Below are 22,398 nucleotides of genomic sequence, written 5' to 3'. Positions count from 1 at the left end.
AGGATCAGACGTTCCAGTTGTTTGAACGGAAATCCATGGCGAAGGCCGGAGCGGCTTTCCACTTCAGTTCCTTCTTCATGCCGGTGAACACGGCATTCTGATGCAGGACATTGTAAACCGGATCTTCGCGCTCGCAGATTTCAAGCATGCGCTTGATTGCCTTCTTGCGCTCTTCGCGATCCGTCGATGTTTCCATGATGACCGACAGCTTGTTGATCTCGTCGTTCGACCAGTCTTTCTTCTGCTGGACTTCGCCATTGGGGCCAAACTGCACCACCATCGGCGTGATCGGATCATTGATGTTGTTGGATGCCGACCAGTCGCGAACACCCTTGGTGCCTGCCGGATCGTGAATCTGCGCCCAGTTTTCCTTCATCTCGATCTCAACATTCAGGCCAACCTGCTTCCACATTTCAACAAGAACCTGAGCGGTCGGGGTCTGGTTGGTGTAGTAGTTATTGAGCAGGCGGTAAGGGATCGCATCGCCCTTATAATTGGACTGCTTGAGCAGATCGCGGGCGAGTTCCGGGTCGAACTGCGGTGGTGCCCAACCTTCGACAAACATGTCGGAAGTGCGGAAGCTTTCAAACTGCAGGCCTGCAGGCACCACAGTCTGACCGGCCCAAAGCGAATCCACGATTGCCTGACGATCAATCGAATGGGTCATCGCGCGACGAACAAGCGGATCGCGCAGAACTTCATTCTGCGTGTTGAAAATCGTCGTGCGGTGGTTCCAGATGGTCGAGCTCTGAACTTCAAGACCCGGATTGTTCGCAACATTGCCGATCTGATCTGGCGGAAGATCGCAAGCGAAATCGTACTGACCGGAAATCAGGCCGTTTACGCGGCTTGCAACTTCCGGGACTTCAACAAAGCGGATACGCTGCAATGGAGGACGTCCACCCCAATATTCGTCATGCGCTTCAAGAACCAGTTCGACGTCCGGCTTGTAATCGGTAACTTTGTAAGGACCCGTTGTGACAGGCTTGCGTGCCCAGTCAGTATAGGAGTTTGCTTCGTCCCACGCGCGCTTGTTTGCGATCTGTGAACCGAAGGCATAAAGGCGGCCTTCGAGTGTGACATCTGGCGTCGCATTGTGAAAGCGCACGGTATATTTGTCGACGGCTTCTACACCACGAAGGGCTGGCCACAAACGGCGCGAAATCCCTGGAATTGCAGCAGGCAGTTCTTTTGCAGTCTGCGGCTTGAAGTTTGCTTCGTAAAGCGTCTTGCCGCCCGACGGCTCGGTGCCTGCAAAAAGACGCTCGTCGGAGAACGAGAAAACCACATCTTCTGCGGTTAGTTCATCGCCATTGTGGAACTTCACACCCTGGCGAAGCTTAAGCTCGATGGTCTTGTCATCAAGACGCTTCCATTCGGTAGCAAGGCCGGGAACAGGTCCCTGATTGCCCATCCAGTCACGCAGGATCAAGCCTTCCCACAGATTGGGAAAGAACACGCGTTCGCCAACATTCGACTGCTCGTTCCAGATGTCGAGCGTGTTGTTGTTGGTGATCTTCTGCACTGCAATCGTGATCGAGCGGCGCTCATTGGCGCGAACAATACCCGGCAGGACGAAAGTGCCTGCAGCAGCTCCCATCAAACCCAATGCGTGACGACGATTAATAAGCATGCTTTACCCCGAACAATGGCGACCGCCGGATGAATGACGGCCAACTTTGAGACTGCAGGGGGAATAGGCCTCATTTGTAACAGTATTTTCTCAGTTCATTGAAGCTTTCTTGAATGCTCACTGTTTCATCAAAACTTATTGCAACAAAAAACCCGGCACAAAGGCCGGGTTTTTCATAAGTCAGAGGCTTATTGATTAAGCAGCAGAAGCCTTGATCCAGTCGGCAAGGCGGCTCTTTGGAGCAGCGCCAACCATGTTGGCAGCAAGTTCGCCGTCCTTGAACATCAACAGCGTTGGGATCGAACGCACGCCGAACTGGGCTGCGAGTTCTGGATTCTCGTCAATATTGACCTTAGCGATCTTGACCTGACCAGCCATTTCAGCGGCGATTTCGTCAAGGGCAGGAGCGATCATCTTGCAAGGACCGCACCATTCAGCCCAAAAATCCACGACCACAGGCTGGCTCGACTGAAGAACGTCCGTCTGAAAATTGCTGTTATCGACCTTTACGGTTGCCATAGGGCTATCCTCATATCTGTTTGAGAGCACAAGACTCATCGAGAAACTGCTCTTTTGACCATATCATGTGGCGTGTCCGCCATCATTCGTCAAGTTCTGCTTGCTCACCTTTCCTTGAGAGTCACTCAGAGCCTGCAATGCTTCGTTGAGTACGCTTTCCGGCAAAGACAGAAGATAAGGCCCTTCTGTGAAAAGCAAAGCTGCCTCAACAATACGGCCCGGATAGAGCGGCGTAAGCAGTTCCCTATAGAGTGCAAGCTGCGCGCGATAGGCTAAAGGCACGGCCTCGACCGTCTTTGGCGGTGGACGATTGGTCTTGTAATCCACAATCAGCACGCGGCTTTCGTCAACACTGATGCGATCGATCTGGCCCGATACGGCATGATCTTTTCCGCCGAGATTGATCGTACCCATAATGGCAACTTCGCCACGCGAACCTTCGGCAAAGACCGGCGCGAATGTCTGATCGGCGAGAATGGTCGCCACGCTCGCCCATGCCTTTTGACGTTCGTTCTCCGGCCAGTCGGCGGCGATGCGCATCAGATAATCTTGTGCACGCTTCTCCCGCTCCATCTCTGGCACTTCCGGCAGATATTGCAGAAGCATGTGGATTGCCGTACCGCGCCGCATTGCGAAAGCCGCTGCTTCACCACTCAGACCCAGTACAGGTGAAAGCGTATCAAGCGGTGGCTCTTCATCGGCTTCAATCAGCGCCGATGCGCCAGATGGCGCCAGCGGACGCGGCAGACCAGGTTCGGGCTTTATTGGCTGCAAATATTCAAGCGGCAACGGCGCAAACTCTTGCGCTTGAGCGACTTCCGGCTCGGCAATTTCCGTCGACCCGCGCGGCGTGTTGCGATATCGGCGCGCTGCAACGCCTGAAACCGGATGTACGAATGTCTCAGCCTTTGTCGTGAGCGCATCCTCAACCAGCCTGTGCCATGTCTCGCCGCTTTCACGCGACCCACGATAGCCACAGACAATCAGCCGGTCTTCCGCACGTGTCATGCCGACATAGAGCAGGCGACGATATTCTTCCTCGGCGCGCGTCTTCAAGCCTTCGATCTGCGCAGCCAGAAAGCCGGTTTGATAACCAGCATTGGGCTGCCAGAGATAGCCCTTCACCTGCGGTCCATCATTGGAAAAATCAAACGGAATGAGTTTTGGCGCGCGGGTTCCGCTCCACACAGCATTGCCCGGATCAACCAGAAACACCACAGCGCCTTCCAGTCCCTTGGCGGCATGCACCGTCATAATGCGCACTTCGTTGCGGCCCTGATCCAGCTCGCGCTTGATTTGCGGCGAGGCTGCATCGAGTGTTTCGAGAAACGCCTGCATTCCTGGCAGACCAGCGCGTTCCGCTGACAGTGCATAGTTCTGGAATTCGTCGATAATATCGCCTGCTTCCGGTCCAAGCCGCGCCAGCAGCTTACGCCGTGCGCCGTCAGCACTTAAAATTCGAGCATAGAACTCGAAGATCGGCATGGTATCGGCCATGTTGCGCCAGCGGCTCAATGTCTTGTGAACAGGGATCAATGCCGGTTCTTCCAGCGAAGCATGATAAAGCCGCTCAAACAGCGTTTCTCCGCTCTTGCGAGGGTGCGCTAATGCAAACAACCGATCATCATCCCAGCCGAAAAGCGGGCTTTTGAGAAGTGATGCCAACGATAAATCATCGGATGGCTGCAACACGAAACGCCCCAGCGCCATCAAATCCTGAATAGCGATATGGCTTGTGAGTTTCAGACGGTCGGCACCGGCTACCGGCACGGAGAGATTTTTAAGGGCGCGCGAAAGAGCTGGCATGAACTGATCGCGCTTGCGCACCAGCACCATGATGTCTTTTGGCGCAAGCTTGCGGTTCTGGCCCGGAATGGTTTCACCACGATCAAGCCAATAGCGGATGGTGGCTGCCATTTGTTCGGCAAGCTTGATGGCAGGTGCCTGCAAATGATCGACCGGAATGCGCCAGTCGTCCGGCTCCTCCACCACTTCCGGCGTGAGCATATCCCAGATTTCCACCTCGCCCGGCTCATTATCGCGGATGGCCGAGTGAACGGTCGCTCCAGAAAGACCGCGGTTGGCTTCCGGTCGCGCAAAGACCTCGTCTACGGCCTGCAACACATCGGGTGCCGAACGGAACGAAAAATTGAGGCTTACACGTTCGAATTTAAGCTCTGCATCTTCGGCGCGGAGACTAACCGCCCTGCCCTGTGCCGCAAAATCTTCCGGCACCGCACCCTGGAACGAATAGATCGACTGCTTTTCATCGCCTACGGCAAACAGCGTGCGCTGCACATCGCGCTGGCCAAGGCCTGAGAAAAACTCTTCCGACAACATTCGGATCACCTGCCACTGGTCGGGGCTGGTATCCTGTGCCTCATCGACCAGAATATGATCGATACCGCGATCAAGCTTATATTGCACCCACTGCCCTGCCCCGTTGCGGGCCAGAAGCGCAACCGTGCGGGTGATCAGGTCTTCAAAGTCGAGCAGTCCGCGCTTGCGCTTTAAGTCATGATAGCGCTGCAGGAGATTATCGATGAGCGTGAGTGCGCTGAGATTGAGCCTTATAAGGCGCAACTCCTTGATCTTATCCAGACCGAGTTCCACACGAGCAGCGGCGGCGTTGAAATCTTCTTCAAAATCCGGCAGCAGCTTTTTGACCGCAGCAGAACCGACATAAGAGCCGGATTTTGCTTCACCGGTTGCCTTCAGAAAAGCCGCACGCAAAACGGCTTCCTTATCAAAACTGCTTTTTACCTTCTCATATTGCTTGAGCTGCAACGCAAAATCATGTGCACGCGCCGCCCCCTTCTGGATCGACAAAATGAGATCGAGCGCATCGTCGGAAAATTCCGGCACCGGCCACATATCGGCTAGCAGATCGGCTTCGCGCGTATCGGGCCTGAAACTGAAATGCCGATGCAGCGTTTCACTGCGCTCATCAGCATTTCCAAGCGCCGCAACATATTGTTGCAACCCATTGCGGCGGCTCACGGCTTCATCGAGAAGCGATTGCAGTCCCATTTCGCCAGCGGCCTGCATGATATCCGCAAAAGCGCTGGCAAGTGCCTCGTCGCCACCGCCATGCGCAGTCTCAAGCAAAGTGCGGCGCGCCTCACCCACGAGTGCCACCTGCATGAGATCGTCCATCATCTCAAAATGGCCGGCGATATTCGCCTCAAGCGGGAACTGATGCAGGATCGCTTCGCAAAATGCGTGAATGGTCTGGATTTTAAGCCCGCCCGGCGTTTCAAGCGCACGCGCAAAAAGCCGTCGTGCGACTTTCAGGCGATGCTCTCCGGCGCGACGCCCTTCGAGCTTCCATAGACGATCAGCCAAATCCTCATCCGGCAGCATCGCCCATTCTGAAAGACGGGTAAAGACGCGGTTCTGCATGACGGCCGCAGCCGCCTTGGTATAGGTGAGGCAAAGAATCTTCGATGGATCGGTGCCTTCAAGAAGCAGACGGATGACGCGCTCGGTCAATACGTGTGTCTTGCCAGATCCTGCATTGGCCGAAACCCAGACAGACGCCAGTGGATTGGCAGCACTTGCCTGTGCATCGATAGTTTCCTTCGGAATGATGCGTTGCTTTTTCATTCGCCGCCCTCCCCGCCAGCATCGCCACCGGCGGACCATTCCAGCACACGCGCCAGATGATCATAATCGCCCGTCAGATCTGTTTCGCGGAATGGAAGCGCGCGCGAAAGATAACCCTTATCCGGCTTCTGATATTCAGTAAGCAGCTGCGCCAATCGTTGCCAGGCTTCCTCGCCAAGTGCGGGCGCCGTCTTTTCAGATGGCGGCCTGCCGATTTTCAGGATCGATTCAGGTTTGACCTCCCCGCCCGCCCGCAATCGCACATAAGTCAGATCAGATGCCTTGACGACACCCAGTTCACGGAACGCACCACGCGCCAGAAGCGCTGCTTCCAGTGCCAATTGCGGCGACAAAAGCACATGCGCCTGCTTTGGCGAAGGCGTGGAACCGGTCTTGTAATCGATCACTTCGGCTGTTCCATCGCGCATCAGATCAATACGGTCGGCGCGACCTGACAAGGTGATGCCAAGGCTTTCGACCTCACGCTTGTCCGATGCAATTTCTGCAAAACGGGTCTGAACATTATAAGCGCGTTCACGCTCCCATTCGAGGAACTGCGGAATGAGCGCAGTGAAGCGCGGCCACCAGACTGCTTCAATTTCGATGGGCAGGTCCATGTCGCCAAAGAAGTGCCGTCCAAATTCTTCCAGCTGTTGGGCCGCGTCTGGTGCGAGAGGATCGATACCCTCTTCGGTGAAATGCCCCAGAATATCGTGAAACAACGTGCCGCGTTCTGCCGCCGCCGGATCGCGGATCAGCGGTTCCAGCGGACGCAGTTTGAGAATTTTCTTAGCAAAGATCGCATAGGGATCGCGACGCAATGTTTCAATTTCTGTGACCGAGAAATGCCTGGGTCGTGCGCTGACCGGCGGTGCCGGTTCCGGTCGTTTGACAAACGGGACATCCGGTGCCTGATCAATCTCACGCGCCCAATGGATGAAGCGTTGCCCTCGCGAACGCATATCCCTGGTTACATCGGCACCCAGCACAGTTTCAAGCCTCTGCAACCAGCGCGACGGAATGGTCGGCGCATTATCCGAACGTTGCGAACGCGACAGCACCACATGGTCCATGCCGAGCGCCATCTGGAAATCATGTGCTGCGAGGCCAGTACGACGCTCCGGTGGATCGAGCGCGATCATCGCCTTCATCGGGCGTGACATGAACGGATCGTTACGCGTCTTGGCGGGCCATGTTCCTTCATTCAGACCGCCAATCACCAACGTATCCATGGTCTGCAAACGCGCTTCCAGCGCACCCCAGATGAACACGCGCGGATGACCACCCGGATGCGGCTTGACGGTTTCGCCCGACATCAACGCCTCGAGAATGGCGGGCCATTCAATCGCCTCGAAATCAAGTTCAGCCTCGCTCGATACAAGCTGTCGCAGGAAAGAAGCGAGCTTCTCGCCATGCTCGCCGGAATAGTAACGCGTGACGCTGTCGCTTTCGTCGCGCGCCAGATTTTCCAGCGCCTCAACCGTTGCGTGGCTGATCTCGCCTATTTCTGTTCGCCGGTTAACGACCGCAAAAGGTGCCAGTGGTGCGACGGCTTCAGACAGGCTGACACAGAGTGCGCGTGCGGCATCGATCATGTCCCGCGTCACTGTTGAATGCCATGCGGGTTGCCAGGGCTGGTTGGCGCTTTCTTCCATGCGTCGGTCAAAAAATGCTGGCAGATCAATAATTGAGGCACGCCCTGTGCCACCGCGGAAAGCGACCAGTTCGAGCGTTTCAGCCGCCAGTCGCCGCTCGATACGTTTGCCGCCAAGCCGCAGCATCGGGTGCTTCACCAGAGCCAGTAATGCAACAGGGTCGCCCGGATTAAACACAGTTTCGACCATCAGGCGCATCAGCGTTGCGGTCTCAATATCGCGCAAATGACGACCACCGGAATCATCGGCATCAATTCCAAAGCGGGCAAGTTCACCCACCACGCGACGTGCCAGATTGCGATCCGCCGTTACCAGCGCCGCTGTCTTGTTTTCATCGCTGATCGCATCACGCAATGCCAGCGCAACAGCCAGCGCTTCCTCACGCTCATTGGCGGTTTCAATCAGATCGATCTTATGCGCTGATGCCCGTAACGCCTGAGGTTGCATATCCGGGTCGCGATTGAGCAGGCTCCATGCATCCGTTGTTTCTGCTGGCCTCAATGCTTCGCTCACCACGCGCTCAAGCACACGCTTCTTCGTCGGCATATTTTCGATATGTTCGACATCCTCGCGCAGAATGCCAATGGCCTGCAGCAACTTGTGAAGACCATATTGAGGGTGTCCGAAAGTCGACGGATTGTCATCCGAAGCCCCCAGCAGGTTCCACGCACCTTCATCGAGATCGCGGTCCAAACCGGGCAGAACGACCGCACCATTGGGCAGATTGGCGATCACCGAAACAAGCTCTGCTGTCGCAGGAATAGAGCCTGTGGAACCGGCAGCAATCACAGGGCCCTGAGGCGGGTGTTCGCGCAGCCGCCGCACCTCGCCCCAGATCAGCTCATTGCGGTGCGCAGCCGGATTGGAAAGCTGGCGTTCTTCGAGAATTTCCGGCCAGAGTTTCGTAACGATATCGAGGAAACCAAGCGTAACCTGCCACCAGTCAGCAAGATCATCAGGGGCGATGCTCGCAAGCTCACTCCACTTGGCATTATCGGTTTCAACCTGATCCATGAGACCCGCGAGATCGCGCGCAAGCCAGATCGCATCAGAGGTTGTGGCTGGAACTGACACGTCTTCGACGCCGAACAATGCGCGCACATGCGCAGGCAAGGTTTCACGCCATGGGCGAATAAGCCGCGCCAGCAACAACAGGCGCTCAGCCTTGCCAATGGGCGGATTGAGATCGAAAACACCTGTTGAACTTGCATTGAAGAAGGCAGCATCTTCGTCCACATCGCCCAGCGGGCGAATGGTCGGCAGAATTGCACTCTTAGCCGGTTTCATATCCACCAGAACAGACCGAAGCGCACGCGCCGCACGGCGTGTCGGCACATAGATGGTGGCATTCGCAAGTGCCAGCGGATCAGCCGCATTGCCCGGAAAGCCTTGAACCAAACGGCCTTCCAGAAGCGCTTTTGCAAATGCTGGCAAAAAGGGTGTGCCGGAAGGAATGGAAAACAGTTTTGGCGTTCTCATGTCGATTCCTTCTTCAAGCCAAAGCGGATCCCGAAAAATGTGAAGCAGTTTTCGGATAAGATGCGCTTCAAAAAACGCTTTGAGCCGATAACACAGCCTCCGCCTCGCCGATTGCCTCCGGTGTTCCCACTGTCAGCCAATGGCCAGTCATTGGCATACCATACAAACGGCCTGATGCAATCGCTGCATCGAAATAGCGATTAAGCGAGGAAACGCCCGGCTCGCTCTCCGCAAAAATACGTGGATGAATGATTGCGGCACCTGCATAGATAATCGGCTCGCCTGCGACATCGCGCAGACGGCGTAAACGCCCCTCATTGTCTGCAACGAAGTCGCCCTTACCATCGTATCCCGTCGCCTGATCTGGCTTTGCCGTCATCAGGAGGATATCCATGCGGGTATCATCCCATGCATCACGAAGAGCCGCGATATTCGGCTTTGCTTCGTCGCCCACCCAGAACGTATCTGCATTGAGTACATAGAAGGCATCGCCGCCAAGTTGCGGTAGTACATTGATGATACCGCCAGCGGAATCGAGCAGCAGATTGCGTTCATCGGAAATCGTGATTTTTGGCGCTGCACGGCCTCTCAGATAATCAATCAGTTGGTCGGCTAAGTAATGAACATTGACAATCGTCTTTTCAACACCTGCATTTGCCAGTGCATCCAGCCCCCAATCAATCAGCGGCTTACCGGCAACAGGAACCAGCGGCTTGGGCATGGTTTCTGTGATCGGACGCATGCGCTTGCCAAGGCCAGCTGCAAGCATGATTGCCGTATCAGGAAGTGTCATTGTTTCTCCAGCAAAGCGAGATCATCAAACCAGCGAGCTACAGGCGCCATCACAGGATGCTTTAGGACACGGCTGAGATAGTCGTGAATGCGTGGCAGATGTGCGAGATAATGCGGCTTGCCGTCCCGCTCATCGAGCCGCACGAACAGGCCCAGAAGCTTCGCGTTGCGCTGCGCGCCCATTGCGGCATAGGCTTTGTGGAAAGCCTCTTCATCAAAGGCATGGCCCAGCTTGCGACGTTCGTCGCAATAAGCTTCCACCACTGCTTTTTCGAGATCAGGCGTGATCGTCACACGGGCATCGAGCGCCAACGAGGCCACATCGTAGGCAGCAGGCCCGATCATCGCATCCTGAAAATCTATGGTGCCAATTTTATCAGCGCCTTGAGCCTCCTCAAACCAGAACAGGTTCGGTGAGTGATAATCGCGCAGAAGCAGGCTCTTCTCGCAATCGGCAATATCGTCCAGCACCTTGTCCCATGCCGTCTCATAGGCTTGCGCTTCGGCTTCAGTCAGCTTGCGCCCCATGATGCGGGGTGCATACCATTGTCCCACGAGGCTCACTTCCATGATCATCGCATCGCGATCAAATGGTGCGATGATGTGATCGAGATGACCCGGAACCGGCGCGTGATCAGGCCACTGAACGCCATGAAGATGAGCCAAAAACCGACCCGCCGCCTCATAGCGTTCGGCGACAGGTTCACCTGATGGCGTACGAATGCCTTCTGTCCCCAGATCTTCAAGGATCAAAATGCCAGCATCAATATCCATGACGCGCATCTGCGGCACCCGCAAACCATGCGCTGCCAGCAAACCATCAATGGCTACAAAAGCCTGAATATTCTCAGCTATATGCGCGAGCTGGCGATAGGATTTTCCGTTGCGCAGCGGTGGATCATAGGGCATCGCAGGCGCGTTCATCAGGATTTCGACGCTCTGATCCCGGCCATGGCTGCCTGAAATGATCTCGTATTTGCGTGGAGATGCATCACCCTGCAAGTAGCGGCGCTTAGCCCCTTGCCGATCATTCTTTTCAAGAAAACTGCGAATTTCAAGCGACCGCACAAGGCGCGCAATCGCAGCCTCAGGACCCGCGACGGCAATGCGCCGTCCTGCCCCTTCGTGGGTGAGAGTTACGGCAAAAGTCGGTTCTGGCAGAAAACCTTCAGCCTGTTCGGGCCATTCAGACAACACCACACCATCTTCGAGAAACTCGACAAGCCCCAGTTCATCCAGCTCTTCGCCATGCGAAAGCCGATAGAGATCAGCATGGGCGACGGGGATGCGCAAAGCCTCATAGCTTTGCACCAGTGTGAAAGTCGGACTCGGAACTTCCAACGCCTCGTCGTCAGCTATCGCGCGTATGATCGCGCGGGCAAGCGAGGATTTACCTGCGCCAAGATCACCGGACAAGGTGACAAGATCACCTTTCACAAGCGCAAGGGCGAAGTCTTCCCCAAAGCGCTGCGTAGCGGTTTCATCAGGCAGGAAAAGCTCAAGATTGCTGCTTGAGCTGGTACTGGGACTATTGATCGGGCTAATCTGTGAGGTGCTCATGAAGCACCATTTACCTTATTCGGCAGCCACACGGAAGCTGCGCGCCTCCGATGGGAAGCGACAAATAACAGTCGTTCCAATATCCGCACCTGTTTCAATCTCGACTCGACCACCATGCAGCTCGACAAAGCTTTTAACGATGGAAAGTCCCAAGCCGACGCCGCGCTTGCGCCCGCCATTCTGATAGGCCTGAAAGCGCTTGAAAACCGTATCAAGAACATCGCCCGGCATGCCCGGACCATCATCATGCACGGCAAACACGATATCCGTGCCATCGCGAGCCACTTGAAGCGCGACGGTCGAACCTTCCGGCGCGTAATTGGATGCATTGGACAAAAGATTGAACAGAACCTGCCGCACACGGTTGGCGTCGGCTCTGAAGTTCTCGACGTCATCGGCAATATCGATATCAAGCCCGATATCATGCTCTTGCAGACGCTCGCTGACACGCTTTGCTGCAGCAGAAATCTCGTCGGTCACCGATACGTCATCAATATCGAGCTGCATAATGCCCGCATCGACCGTTGCAAGATCAAGAATGTCGTTGACGATGGTTAGAAGGACTGCTGACGACGTGCCAATATGATCGAGATATTCCAGCTGGCGTTCGTTAAGCGTGCCGAATGTTGGTGTTTGCAGCAATTCGGTAAAGCCGATGATATTGGTCAAAGGCGAGCGCAGCTCATAGGAAACATGCTGAACGAAGTCGTTCTTGATCTGATCAGCAAGCGAAAGCGCTTCGTTCTTTTCCTTCAATGCCCGTTCCACGCGCACCGTATCGGTGACATCGATGAAGGTGAGCATGGTCTGCCCCTTGGGCAGTGGCACTACGGCATAGGAAAGAATGATACCGTCATCAAGTTCCACCTGCCCCATGCGTCCGTTGCGCTCGTCGAGGAAGCCGGCAACCGATGAGACAAAATCCTCCCAGAGCCCATCGCCGCCACGCTGACCACAGAGCTTGGAGATCGTCGAGATATGCGTGCCTTCAACGGTAATGGCTGCAGGCAGCGACCAGAGGTCAGCAAAGGATGGATTGGAAAGACGCAAGCGGCCATCAGAGCCAAACACGGCAACCGCTTCCGCCAGATGGTCGAGCGTTTCGCCCTGTACCTTGATCAGCGTGTTGTAACGGCCTTCAAGCTCAAACTTCTCCGTCATATTCTCGAAGAACCATGTCACGCCGCCTTGCGGATGCGGATTGGCCACAACACGCATGATACGCGTGTCGGGCAGATGCCACATATGTTCTTCCGGCTCAACCGAACGGTATGCGGAAAGAAGCGAATCCTTCCACTTGCGCCATTCAGGCTGCTCGGGCAGTTTTCCTTCGGAACGAAGCCGATCAAAGAGCAACGTGTTGCTCGGATGTGTTTCGAGCCAGGCCGTGTCGAGCGACCAAAGCGAAACGAAAGCCTGATTGAAGAATTGCAGCTTCATATCCGGATCGAAAATGGCCACAGCGGTTGAAAGCTGATCGAGCGTCTCGGCATGGCTCTTCAAGGTGCGGCTCAGTTCCTCGCGCACCTGTTCCACTTCACTCAAATCAAAACCAAGACCAGCAGAGCCTGCCTCGGCGCTCACATCGGTAACATCATAGATACGCCGATCGCCGCGCACTACAGCAGGCATTTGCTCGCGCATATCCGGCTCGGCAAAGCGGTCGCGTTCCAGACGCTGACGAGCCTGCGCGCCAAACAGTTCCCGGCCTTCCGAGCTTGCCTGCGTGCCGTCTGCCGCATCCACCGCGCGTGCATAGGCACCATTGACCCATTCAATACGCCCATCAGATCCCCGTACCCAGACCGGTTGCTCGATCCGGTCAAGCAGATGGCGTAAGAGCGCAAGTTTTTCGGAGAGTTCGCGGTTCTGCGACTGAAGTGCTGCACGCTCCGCCTGCACACCCTGAAGGCTCAGGAAACGCACGACGGCAAAACTGCCTGAAGTACGCCCGTAAACGTCCAAAAGCGTGCCATTGACGGTTTCAACCGTCAGATCAAAGGCATGAGCCTGCTCACGCAGGGCTGAAACGGCGCGTTCAAGCTCGGTTACCGATTGCGGACGAAGCCAACGGCCAAAGGCCAGAAAATGCGAACGGTCCTGCGGCGCACCGCAATCAAACGGCAATTGTCCAACAAGATCGGCACGAGCGCCGTGTGCGTCCCAGACGACGATCCGCTGATCTTTGAGGTTAAGCAGTGCATCATTGCGTTGCGCAGCCAATCCCATATCGGACAGGCGCGAACGCAACTCATTGTTTTCATGGGCGATCTTGGAACGGTCACGAATGAGCCAGCCAGCCGACAGAAGAGCTGCACCCATAGCGCCCAGAAAAATCGAAAACTGGATGACTTCAAAAGCACCGACGCTGCCACCAAATGGCAGGTCTATGCGCGTGGAGTTTTCAGCGCCTTGCGCAAATTGTGCAAATGCCGGAGCCGCCGCAACGAGTGCGGCAAAGGAAACTGTTGCCTTGAGGATGACCCGTCTGAGAGGGCTAAAGCCAAGCGAAAGCGAACCTTTCAGGTGTCTGCCTGCGCTGAATGCGGATTTGCTCCGCAAGCTCCCCGATGAGCCGACCACTGGCATATTTCCCTTGTCTCCGCCACCGGCAGCCCCTCAAAAGCGAGGCCGCCATATTTCAAACAGTGCAACTACAGCCTCAGCTCTCCCGCATCGCCACAATACAGAAAGCTCAGATCAACGAGGCCATACATGTTTCGTGGATGAATAAGTCGCCCGTCTTTTGCCCTAAACCGGCAAAACACGCCCAACGCAAACACCCGTCAAAACACATTGATTCGTCTTCACAATACCCTTCCCGCGAATCCACGTGAAGCGTGTTACGTGTAAAAATAAAGACCGGGCAACCTGATGCTGCCCGGCCTACAACATGTAGCAGTATGGTTAACGGATACTTAATACCTGTAGTGTTCCGACTTGAACGGGCCCTGTGGAGTGACGCCGATATAAGCGGCCTGTTCCTCAGAAAGCACAGTCAGCTTCGCGCCAAGCTTGTCGAGATGCAGGCGAGCAACCTTTTCGTCGAGGTGCTTCGGCAGAACATAGACCTCATTCTTGTACTGATCAGTACGCGTGAAGAGTTCGATCTGGCCCAGCACCTGATTGGTGAAGGAAGCTGACATGACAAAGCTTGGGTGACCTGTTGCGTTGCCAAGATTGAGCAGGCGACCTTCCGAAAGCAGGATGATGCGCTTGCCGTCCGGGAACTCAACCAGATCAACCTGTGGCTTTACGTTGGTCCACTTGAGATTACGAAGACCTGCAACCTGAATTTCATTGTCGAAGTGACCGATATTGCCAACAATGGCCATATCCTTCAGCTTGCGCATATGATCAAGCGTGATGACGTCCTTATTGCCGGTCGTCGAGATCACGATATCAGCAGTCGGAGCTGCGTCGTCGAGCGTTACGACCTCAAAGCCGTCCATAGCGGCCTGAAGGGCGCAGATCGGATCGACTTCGGTCACCTTTACGCGGGCACCAGCGCCAGCGAGTGAAGCTGCCGAGCCTTTGCCAACATCGCCATAACCGCAAACGACGGCAACCTTGCCGGCCATCATGACGTCCGTACCGCGACGGATACCGTCAACCAGCGATTCCTTGCAGCCGTACTTGTTGTCGAACTTCGACTTGGTCACGCTGTCATTGACGTTGATTGCCGGGAAGGGCAGGAGGCCCTTCTTTTGCAGCTGGTAAAGACGGTTGACGCCAGTAGTGGTTTCTTCCGTAACACCCTTGATCGCATCGCGCTGCTTAGTGAAGAAGCCCGGCGTTTCAGCCATACGCTTCTTGATCTGTGCAAACAGCACTTCTTCTTCTTCGCTTTCAGGCTTGGACAGAACGTCTTCGCCGGCCTCAGCGCGGGCACCGATCAGGATATACATGGTAGCGTCGCCACCATCGTCCAGAATCATGTTGGATAGCTGACCGTCCGTCCATTGGAAGATCTTGTCGGTGTAGGTCCAATATTCTTCAAGCGTTTCGCCCTTGATGGCGAAAACCGGCGTGCCGGTTGCAGCAATTGCTGCTGCGGCATGGTCCTGCGTCGAGAAAATATTGCACGATGCCCAGCGTACATCTGCGCCAAGAGCCTTCAGCGTCTCGATCAAGACAGCCGTCTGGATCGTCATGTGCAGCGAGCCGGAAATGCGTGCGCCCTTGAGCGGCTTTGATTTGCCGAATTCCTCGCGCGCAGCCATCAGGCCCGGCATTTCGGTTTCAGCAATATCGAGTTCTTTGCGGCCCCAGTCAGCGAGGCTCATATCCTTGACGACAAAATCCTGACTTGCGGTCATCATCTGCTCCAATCAAATTAATTCTGAAGCCCGTAATAAAAACAGAAAAGGGAATTGGGCTTCGGCTGGCGTTCTGATTAGCAGATCGGCACGGTCAGCACAACGCAACATAAAGAAATCTTTATACGTGCATATTGAGCAGCGCTTGCATCTGCATACCCCCGTTCAGAAGCGGCAGACGAGATATCCTGAAATAAATTGCGGGTTTATTGTTGTTATAACAAACAGAACTTAAACGCTGTATAAGTTTTAATTTTAAAAGTAAAAGATCATGATCGATCCGATAAACATATATGTTGCGGCACTTATGATAATAGTTACGTGCGCCTCTTTTTCATATTTATCTGTAATTTACATCAAAATATGTTTGCGAAAACTAGATGATGAAACGATAAGTAACGAAGATCGTGAGCGCGTATACGAAGGGATAATGCTTGATTTCATAGCATTTCTACCCGAATACACGATTTTCTATCCGCTTATATCCGTCGAAAACGAAGAGCTTATGTCGGATAAAGAAAATCCAGTAAATATATAATGACAATAATTGACCCAGAGAAATCAAAACGACTTCAAATTTGATTGGGTCAATTGATACTCGCTTGTGCTTTTGTCAGCACTCCTCGCCGAATTTATCGGCGATAAGTGTCTGAAGCGCATCAAGAACGGCATCGGCTTGCTCACCTGATGCACGGACATCGATGCAACAGCCGGGCGAGGCTGCAAGCATCATCAAGCCCATGATGGATGTGCCGCCCACCGTCATTCCATCCTTGCTCACCCGAACATGCGCATTATAGCTATCCACAAGCTGAACGAACTTCGCCGAAGCGCGAGCATGAAGCCCGCGCTTGTTGACGATCTCAAAAGACCGGGACAGAGCGCTATCGGCATCGTACTCGCCAGTAACGGCCACGGTGGGATGCATGATTATTTTCCTGTGAGGACCTGGCTTGCGACGTTGATATATTTGCGCCCGGCATCCTGCGCTTCACGCAAGGCCGTCTTTATATCGCCAGCGATGCGAACGCTCGAAAGCTTGATGAGCATTGGCAGGTTAACACCTGCAATGACTTCGATCTTGCCTTCCTCCATCACTGAAATCGCCAGATTGGACGGCGTGCCGCCAAACATATCCGTCAGAACGATGACACCTCTGCCACTATCGGCGCGCCCAACAGCATCGACGATATCCCGACGACGCTGTTCCATGTCATCTTCCGCACCGATACATACGGTCTCGAAATTGTCTTGCGGGCCAACTACATGCTCAACAGCATGGAGAAACTCCTCGGCCAGCCTTCCGTGCGTAACAAGCACGAGTCCGATCATACTTTAAAAGCTCCTGTCGCGTGCCCGCCGCTTTAACCCGCCAAAGGCGCAGATGGCACTAAAACCCTGCCGGACCTTAGCCGACGAGTTGTGCATCTTGGCAGGGCAAATCTTGATAGCAAGTGAAAAATTTCAGCATTGCCTTGAAAAAAGCAAAATGCCGCAGCGTTGAGCATGGTTTTTGGACCCGGCTTGTAAAAAACACCGGATCTGACCTTCACGGCCAGGGTTTTGAAAACAAAGTTGCCTCTATCGCCCGCGAAAGCGCGTTAGAATCGCCATTCGATGAAAGGGCAGGGAGCAGCAGGCGACGCAGTTCTATACCTTCAAATTGCCAGTTTTCATCGCTCGGATAGCGTTCGGCCTCTTCACGGGCGACTAACAGGACCACGAGATCGAGCGGCGTCTGTTTCACATAAGCAACAGTGAAAAGCCCGGCACCGCGAATCTCGACGCCCCCAGCCAATGCTTCCGGGACGCTCGCAATCAGTTTTTCCTTTTCCACATGCAGCAAAGTGCGGTCGTCAGCAACGAGAGCAGCCTGCTCACCACGACCAATCGCACGCTCCACAAGGGTGAGGGCCAATTCCGTTTTTCCCGCGCCAGACTTGCCCATCAGCATCACGCCACGCCCCTGCAACTGTACAGTCGTTGCGTGAAGGCCGCTTTTTTCCTGTTCGGGCGTCATGTCGCGATCACACGCTGGCCGGAAGATCGACGATGAAGCGTGCGCCTTTCATCTGATCGGGATCGGCCGGATCGATGATATTTTCGGCAGTCAGCGTCCCGCCATGCGCCTCGATAATCTGACGGCTGATCGAAAGGCCAAGGCCGGAATTTTGTCCAAATGCCTCAGAAGCTGGGCGATCCGTATAGAAACGCTCAAAGATGCGCTCGATATTTTCAATCGGAATACCGGGTCCATTATCTTCGACAAGAACCCGCAACCGCCCGCCTTCGCCGCTCAGCGTGACAACGATACGCCCTGTATCGTCAGGAACAAAGGAGCGGGCGTTTTCGATAAGATTGCTGATCACCTGTCCAAGACGCAAGTCATGACCGGCAACGAAGAAGCCTTTTTTGCCTGATGGCAACTTGCCAGCGTTGAACACAATCTCGGTACCTGTCTTGTTGCGGCGCACTTCACGCGCAGCAGCCACCAGACTGTTCAGCAGCGTTTTCATATCAACACGGTCAGAATGTTCGCGCGCAAGTTCAGCGTCGAGACGCGAAGCATCCGAAATATCGGTAATCAGGCGGTCGAGGCGGCGAACATCGTGCTGAATGACGTCGAGAAGACGTTTGCGCGAATCATCATTCTTGGCGAGTGGCAGGGTTTCGACCGCGCTGCGCAGCGAGGTGAGGGGGTTTTTCAGCTCATGACTCACGTCAGCCGCAAAACTCTCAATCGCTTCGATGCGAGTGTAAAGCGCATCGGTCATCGCACGGATAGATGTCGACAAATGGCCAACTTCGTCCTGACGTTCGGAGAAGTCCGGGATTTCCTCACGGCTTTTTACACCGAGACGTACGCGGTCGGCAGCAGCAGCCAGTTTTCTCAGTGGACTTGCAATCGTCGAAGCGAGGAACAGCGACAGGATCACCATAACAGCAGCAACAACACCGAACACGCGGAACACGGCCATACGCTCGCCCTGCACGATCTTGTCGATATCGTCGCCTTCAGTCGAAAGCAGGAGAACGCCCAGGATGGCACGCGACTGCTGGATTGGTACCGCAACCGACACCACCAGTTCACCTTGCTGGTTACGCCGCTGCGCTGTCTGCGGCGAGCCGGTCAGTGCGCGAACGATTTCCTGATAGGCCAAACCATTGCCGCCGGGCTGCTCCTGATAAAGCGGCAGACCGCCGCCATAGAACAGACGCGAGAACCAGCCTGTGAAACGCTCCCATGCACTTGGCGCATCTTCTTCGATTGCCGGCAGATCATAGCGGAAAACCGGACCGCCGGAGGCAAAAGCCGGAGCGTAAAGCGAGCGGGAATCGAGCAGGAGGTTTGCGTAATGATCGTAAATGCGGGCGCGCGTGCTGGTTGGCGAAATCAACTGACGCAGGAGCGGGGATACTTTTTCCGGATTGATCGGGAATTCCCAATTATCGGGCGAATCGGGTGATGGGGTGATGCTCTGCCCCGCCTGAAGCTCCAGAAGCTTTTCCGGATCGATCATCAGCGAATTCGTGTCGACAGTTGCCGATGAGGAAATTGCCGCAGCAATAATCTTGCCCTGTGTCAGCAAGCTTTCGATCTTGGCATCAATCAGCCCCTCGCGGAACTGGTTCATATAGAGGATGCCGGAAACCAGAACGGCAAGCGCCGCCAGATTAAGAAACAGAATGCGGCGCGTGAGGCTTGAAAACAGAAACTGACCAAGAAATCGACTGAAAGGCGCAAAAAGCCGGCGCAGGAAAAGCGAGCGTTGCCGCCGCGCCCTACGCTCTCTCATGGTAATTGCATTGTCTTTCCGGGTATCGGCGACCATGTCGCTTCAATCCTGCCTTCTTAGTTCTTAAGCAAAATCCGATCTGATCATATCAGACCGGCGCTCCATTACTTCGTTCTTACGCATACCTTAATCCCAAAGCCGCTCCGCACTTTGCCGGAAATGCTCTGGAATACCACCGGGCCTGTGAAAGCCCGGCGATGTAATAGCTCTATATTATGCTTCGCGGAAGCGATAACCGACGCCGTAGAGCGTTTCGATCATCTCAAAGTCGTCATCGACCGACTTGAACTTCTTGCGCAGACGCTTGATGTGGCTGTCGATCGTCCGATCATCCACATAGACCTGCTCATCATAGGCCGCATCCATCAATGCGTCACGGCTTTTAACAACGCCGGGGCGCTGTGCCAGCGAATGCAGTATGAGAAATTCGGTTACAGTCAGCGTTACCGGTTCACCCTTCCAGGTGCAGGTATGACGTTCCTGATCCATAACCAGCTGACCACGCTCCAGCGACTTTGCCTGTTGGCCTGTCGGTTTTGCAGTGCCATCGCGCGCTGCCACGCGGCGCAGAACAGCCTTCACCCGCTCGACAAGAAGGCGCTGGGAGAACGGCTTGGTGATGAAATCATCCGCACCCATCTTCAGGCCGAACAATTCGTCGATCTCATCATCCTTGGAAGTCAGAAAGATCACCGGGAGATCGGATTTCTGGCGCAGGCGGCGCAGCAGTTCCATACCATCCATGCGCGGCATCTTGATATCGAAGATGGCAAGGTTCGGTGGGCGCGCCGACAGACCATCCAATGCGGAAGCCCCATCAGTATAGGTCTCCACGCGATAGCCTTCCGACTCCAGAGCAATGGAAACGGAGGTCAGAATGTTGCGGTCATCGTCGACCAGCGCAATTGTCTGCGTTGCCGAAGCTTCCTTCATGCGGACCTTCTCCTTTTTAAACCGCCCCGATCACATCAGCGGCAGAAATTACCGAACGCCTTCTGGCGTCTCGTCTGTAAATCCACTCTGTCAGTTCACGGGACGCTTTGGTCCCAGGTGTCCTGACAAATCAATAGTATAATAGTCGTCCCGCTTGTGCAGTACAAATTAGGTACAAAATGTGGCAGCCGCTCAACTCGCCTTCAGCGACCCATGGCGAATCCTTTTGCCCTGGTTCATGCAATCAAGAATTGTTCCAGTGTGGGCCATATCGGAGACCAGCCCAGGAGGTCAGACCAGGAATGCACATGATAACGCAAAGATTAAACGATTTAAAAAAGTTTCAATTTTTTTAAATCGATTAAATATTTGATTTGATTTGATTAATCTGCTTCTGACTGCCATCCCGTTTAAAAGAGACCGGGGCCAACGAAGTTTTGAACCAATGGCGGAGAGACCATGAAAGAGATCGGCATTCACAATACTGCCGCTTCCATTTCCACTTCAGGATTGAAGGAACTGTCCGCAGTCTTTTATAATTTTGGACCGGCCCGGCTTTATGAAGAGACAATTCGTCGTGGCGAAGCTGAGCTTTCCGCACAGGGCGCGCTTGTTGCGCGCACCGGTCAGCACACGGGCCGTTCGCCAAAAGACAAGTTCGTCGTTCGCGACGCAAGCACGGAAGATCAGGTCTGGTGGGACAACAACAAGCCCATGACGCCGGAAGCTTTCGATCTGCTTTATGCCGATTTCATCGATCATGCGAAGGGCAAAGAGCTCTTCGTGCAGGATCTGATCGGCGGCGCGGACCAAGACAATAAGATCAATGCGCGCGTTGTCACCGAATATGCATGGCACTCGCTGTTCATCCGCAATCTGCTGATCCGCCCGGAAGAAGCAACGCTTGCATCCTATGTGCCTGAAATGACGATCATCGATCTGCCATCCTTCAAGGCCGATCCGGCACGCTATGGTGTGCGCACCGAAACGGTGATCGCGGTCGATCTTACCCGCAAGATCGTACTGATCGGCGGCACATCCTATGCCGGTGAAATGAAGAAGTCGGTCTTCACCGCGCTTAACTATCTGCTGCCTGCCAAGGGCGTTATGCCAATGCATTGCTCGGCCAACGAAGGTCCGAACAGCGATACCGCCGTGTTCTTCGGTCTTTCGGGCACCGGCAAGACGACGCTTTCGGCAGATCCAAGCCGCACGTTAATTGGTGACGATGAACATGGCTGGGGCGAAGACGGCATCTTCAATTTTGAAGGTGGCTGTTATGCTAAGACCATCCGTCTTTCGGCAGAAGCTGAACCCGAAATCTTTGCGACCACGCAGCGTTTTGGCACTGTTCTGGAAAATGTCGTGCTGGACGAAAACCGCCAGCCGGATTTCGACGATGGCTCGCTCACGGAAAACACCCGTTGTGCCTATCCGCTCGACTTCATTCCCAATGCTTCCTCATCGGGGAAGGGTGGCCAGCCTAAAAACATCATCATGCTGACCGCCGACGCTTTCGGCGTGATGCCTCCAATTGCCAAGCTGACACCTGCGCAGGCCATGTACCACTTCCTGTCGGGTTACACCGCCAAGGTCGCAGGTACGGAAAAAGGCGTGACTGAACCGGAAGCAACGTTTTCGACCTGCTTTGGTGCGCCATTCATGCCGCGCCATCCATCTGAATACGGCAATCTCCTGCGCAAGCTGATCGCTGAACACAAGGTCGATTGCTGGCTGGTCAACACCGGCTGGACTGGCGGCGCTTACGGCACCGGCAAGCGTATGCCGATCAAGGCAACGCGTGCGCTTCTGGCCGCAGCACTCGACGGCTCGCTCAACAATGCGGAGTTCCGCACCGATCCGAATTTCGGCTTTGCCGTTCCGGTTGAAGTGCCGGGCGTGGATGCGTCCATTCTCGATCCGCGTTCGACATGGGCCGACAAGGCAGCTTATGACGCACAGGCCAAAAAGCTTGTCGATATGTTCGTGAACAATTTCGAGAAATTCGAAAGCCATGTCGATCACGATGTGAGGGATGCAGCACCGGCAACCCAGATCGCTGCTGAGTAGTACGCTCTTACGCATGTCTTTCCCCTCGAAGGCGG

Annotated in this window: 14 protein-coding genes; 1 reads left to right on the top strand and 13 read right to left on the bottom strand. The window is 54.7% G+C overall.

Translation table 11 applies throughout. The annotated features are described in order from the left end of the window. Positions 1 to 4: 4 nt before the first annotated feature. From CEV32_RS18190 to CEV32_RS18125, 13 genes are all read right to left on the bottom strand, one after another. Positions 5 to 1,633 carry an ABC transporter substrate-binding protein gene (locus CEV32_RS18190; RefSeq protein WP_094578529.1) on the bottom strand — a complete coding sequence of 543 codons (1,629 nt, stop codon included), beginning with the start codon at positions 1,631 to 1,633 and terminating at the stop codon, positions 5 to 7. A 195-nt stretch (positions 1,634 to 1,828) separates the two neighbouring features. Then, positions 1,829 to 2,152: a thioredoxin gene (gene trxA, locus CEV32_RS18185; protein ID WP_094578528.1), complete on the bottom strand. Its 324-nt coding sequence runs from the start codon at positions 2,150 to 2,152 to the stop codon at positions 1,829 to 1,831. A gap of 63 nt (positions 2,153 to 2,215) precedes the next feature. Next, the gene (gene addA, locus CEV32_RS18180) at positions 2,216 to 5,758 is read right to left on the bottom strand and encodes a double-strand break repair helicase AddA (RefSeq protein ID WP_094578527.1); all 3,543 of its coding nucleotides are present in this window, start codon (positions 5,756 to 5,758) and stop codon (positions 2,216 to 2,218) included. Further along, the gene (addB, locus tag CEV32_RS18175; RefSeq protein WP_094578526.1) at positions 5,755 to 8,892 is read right to left on the bottom strand and encodes a double-strand break repair protein AddB; all 3,138 of its coding nucleotides are present in this window, start codon (positions 8,890 to 8,892) and stop codon (positions 5,755 to 5,757) included. Before addB ends, addA begins: the two co-directional genes overlap by 4 nt. A 67-nt stretch (positions 8,893 to 8,959) precedes the next feature. After that, positions 8,960 to 9,685 (bottom strand): nucleotidyltransferase family protein, encoded by a 726-nt coding sequence (locus tag CEV32_RS18170; protein ID WP_094578525.1) that lies wholly within the window; start codon positions 9,683 to 9,685, stop codon positions 8,960 to 8,962. Then, a complete protein-coding gene (gene tsaE / locus CEV32_RS18165) occupies positions 9,682 to 11,244 on the bottom strand; it encodes a tRNA (adenosine(37)-N6)-threonylcarbamoyltransferase complex ATPase subunit type 1 TsaE (protein ID WP_094578524.1) in 1,563 nt (520 codons plus the stop codon). The genes CEV32_RS18170 and tsaE overlap by 4 nt, the downstream gene beginning before the upstream one ends. Before the next feature lie 15 nt (positions 11,245 to 11,259). After that, positions 11,260 to 13,833 carry a sensor histidine kinase gene (locus tag CEV32_RS18160; RefSeq protein ID WP_094578523.1) on the bottom strand — a complete coding sequence of 858 codons (2,574 nt, stop codon included), beginning with the start codon at positions 13,831 to 13,833 and terminating at the stop codon, positions 11,260 to 11,262. Positions 13,834 to 14,162: 329 nt separating this feature from the next. Then, complete coding sequence (gene ahcY / locus CEV32_RS18155; protein WP_094578522.1) at positions 14,163 to 15,563, bottom strand: adenosylhomocysteinase; 1,401 nt, start codon at positions 15,561 to 15,563, stop codon at positions 14,163 to 14,165. A 613-nt stretch (positions 15,564 to 16,176) separates the two neighbouring features. Beyond that, positions 16,177 to 16,491, bottom strand: coding sequence for an HPr family phosphocarrier protein (locus tag CEV32_RS18145; RefSeq protein WP_094578520.1), 315 nt, complete (start codon positions 16,489 to 16,491; stop codon positions 16,177 to 16,179). A 2-nt stretch (positions 16,492 to 16,493) separates the two neighbouring features. Beyond that, positions 16,494 to 16,895 (bottom strand): PTS sugar transporter subunit IIA, encoded by a 402-nt coding sequence (locus CEV32_RS18140; protein ID WP_094578519.1) that lies wholly within the window; start codon positions 16,893 to 16,895, stop codon positions 16,494 to 16,496. 217 nt (positions 16,896 to 17,112) lie between these two features. Continuing rightward, on the bottom strand, positions 17,113 to 17,583 hold the full coding sequence (locus tag CEV32_RS18135) for an HPr kinase/phosphorylase (RefSeq protein WP_094578518.1): 471 nt from the start codon (positions 17,581 to 17,583) through the stop codon (positions 17,113 to 17,115). A 7-nt stretch (positions 17,584 to 17,590) separates the two neighbouring features. Beyond that, complete coding sequence (locus tag CEV32_RS18130; protein ID WP_094578517.1) at positions 17,591 to 19,396, bottom strand: stimulus-sensing domain-containing protein; 1,806 nt, start codon at positions 19,394 to 19,396, stop codon at positions 17,591 to 17,593. Positions 19,397 to 19,573: 177 nt separating this feature from the next. Then, positions 19,574 to 20,293 carry a response regulator transcription factor gene (locus CEV32_RS18125; RefSeq protein WP_094578516.1) on the bottom strand — a complete coding sequence of 240 codons (720 nt, stop codon included), beginning with the start codon at positions 20,291 to 20,293 and terminating at the stop codon, positions 19,574 to 19,576. Between the two features lie 459 nt (positions 20,294 to 20,752). Between CEV32_RS18125 and CEV32_RS18120 the strand changes: the two genes are divergently transcribed. Continuing rightward, positions 20,753 to 22,363 (top strand): phosphoenolpyruvate carboxykinase, encoded by a 1,611-nt coding sequence (locus CEV32_RS18120; protein WP_094578515.1) that lies wholly within the window; start codon positions 20,753 to 20,755, stop codon positions 22,361 to 22,363. The last annotated feature ends 35 nt before the right edge of the window (positions 22,364 to 22,398 follow it).

The sequence above is a fragment of the Brucella rhizosphaerae genome (genome assembly GCF_002252475.1).
In the GTDB taxonomy this organism is placed as follows: Bacteria; Pseudomonadota; Alphaproteobacteria; order Rhizobiales; family Rhizobiaceae; genus Brucella; species Brucella rhizosphaerae.
Note: the sequence above shows the minus strand (reverse complement) of the source record. Positions and strands in the feature narration are given on the sequence as shown.

What these genes read in the sequence shown, in the direction of transcription:
- CEV32_RS18190 (WP_094578529.1), bottom strand. Translation starts at nt 1,633, where the DNA reads ATGCTTATTAATCGTCGTCACGCATTGGGTTTGATGGGAGCTGCTGCA.
- trxA (WP_094578528.1), bottom strand. Translation starts at nt 2,152, where the DNA reads ATGGCAACCGTAAAGGTCGATAACAGCAATTTTCAGACGGACGTTCTT.
- addA (WP_094578527.1), bottom strand. Translation starts at nt 5,758, where the DNA reads ATGAAAAAGCAACGCATCATTCCGAAGGAAACTATCGATGCACAGGCA.
- addB (WP_094578526.1), bottom strand. Translation starts at nt 8,892, where the DNA reads ATGAGAACGCCAAAACTGTTTTCCATTCCTTCCGGCACACCCTTTTTG.
- CEV32_RS18170 (WP_094578525.1), bottom strand. Translation starts at nt 9,685, where the DNA reads ATGACACTTCCTGATACGGCAATCATGCTTGCAGCTGGCCTTGGCAAG.
- tsaE (WP_094578524.1), bottom strand. Translation starts at nt 11,244, where the DNA reads ATGAGCACCTCACAGATTAGCCCGATCAATAGTCCCAGTACCAGCTCA.
- CEV32_RS18160 (WP_094578523.1), bottom strand. Translation starts at nt 13,833, where the DNA reads ATGCCAGTGGTCGGCTCATCGGGGAGCTTGCGGAGCAAATCCGCATTC.
- ahcY (WP_094578522.1), bottom strand. Translation starts at nt 15,563, where the DNA reads ATGACCGCAAGTCAGGATTTTGTCGTCAAGGATATGAGCCTCGCTGAC.
- CEV32_RS18145 (WP_094578520.1), bottom strand. Translation starts at nt 16,491, where the DNA reads ATGCATCCCACCGTGGCCGTTACTGGCGAGTACGATGCCGATAGCGCT.
- CEV32_RS18140 (WP_094578519.1), bottom strand. Translation starts at nt 16,895, where the DNA reads ATGATCGGACTCGTGCTTGTTACGCACGGAAGGCTGGCCGAGGAGTTT.
- CEV32_RS18135 (WP_094578518.1), bottom strand. Translation starts at nt 17,583, where the DNA reads ATGACGCCCGAACAGGAAAAAAGCGGCCTTCACGCAACGACTGTACAG.
- CEV32_RS18130 (WP_094578517.1), bottom strand. Translation starts at nt 19,396, where the DNA reads ATGGTCGCCGATACCCGGAAAGACAATGCAATTACCATGAGAGAGCGT.
- CEV32_RS18125 (WP_094578516.1), bottom strand. Translation starts at nt 20,293, where the DNA reads ATGAAGGAAGCTTCGGCAACGCAGACAATTGCGCTGGTCGACGATGAC.
- CEV32_RS18120 (WP_094578515.1), top strand. Translation starts at nt 20,753, where the DNA reads ATGAAAGAGATCGGCATTCACAATACTGCCGCTTCCATTTCCACTTCA.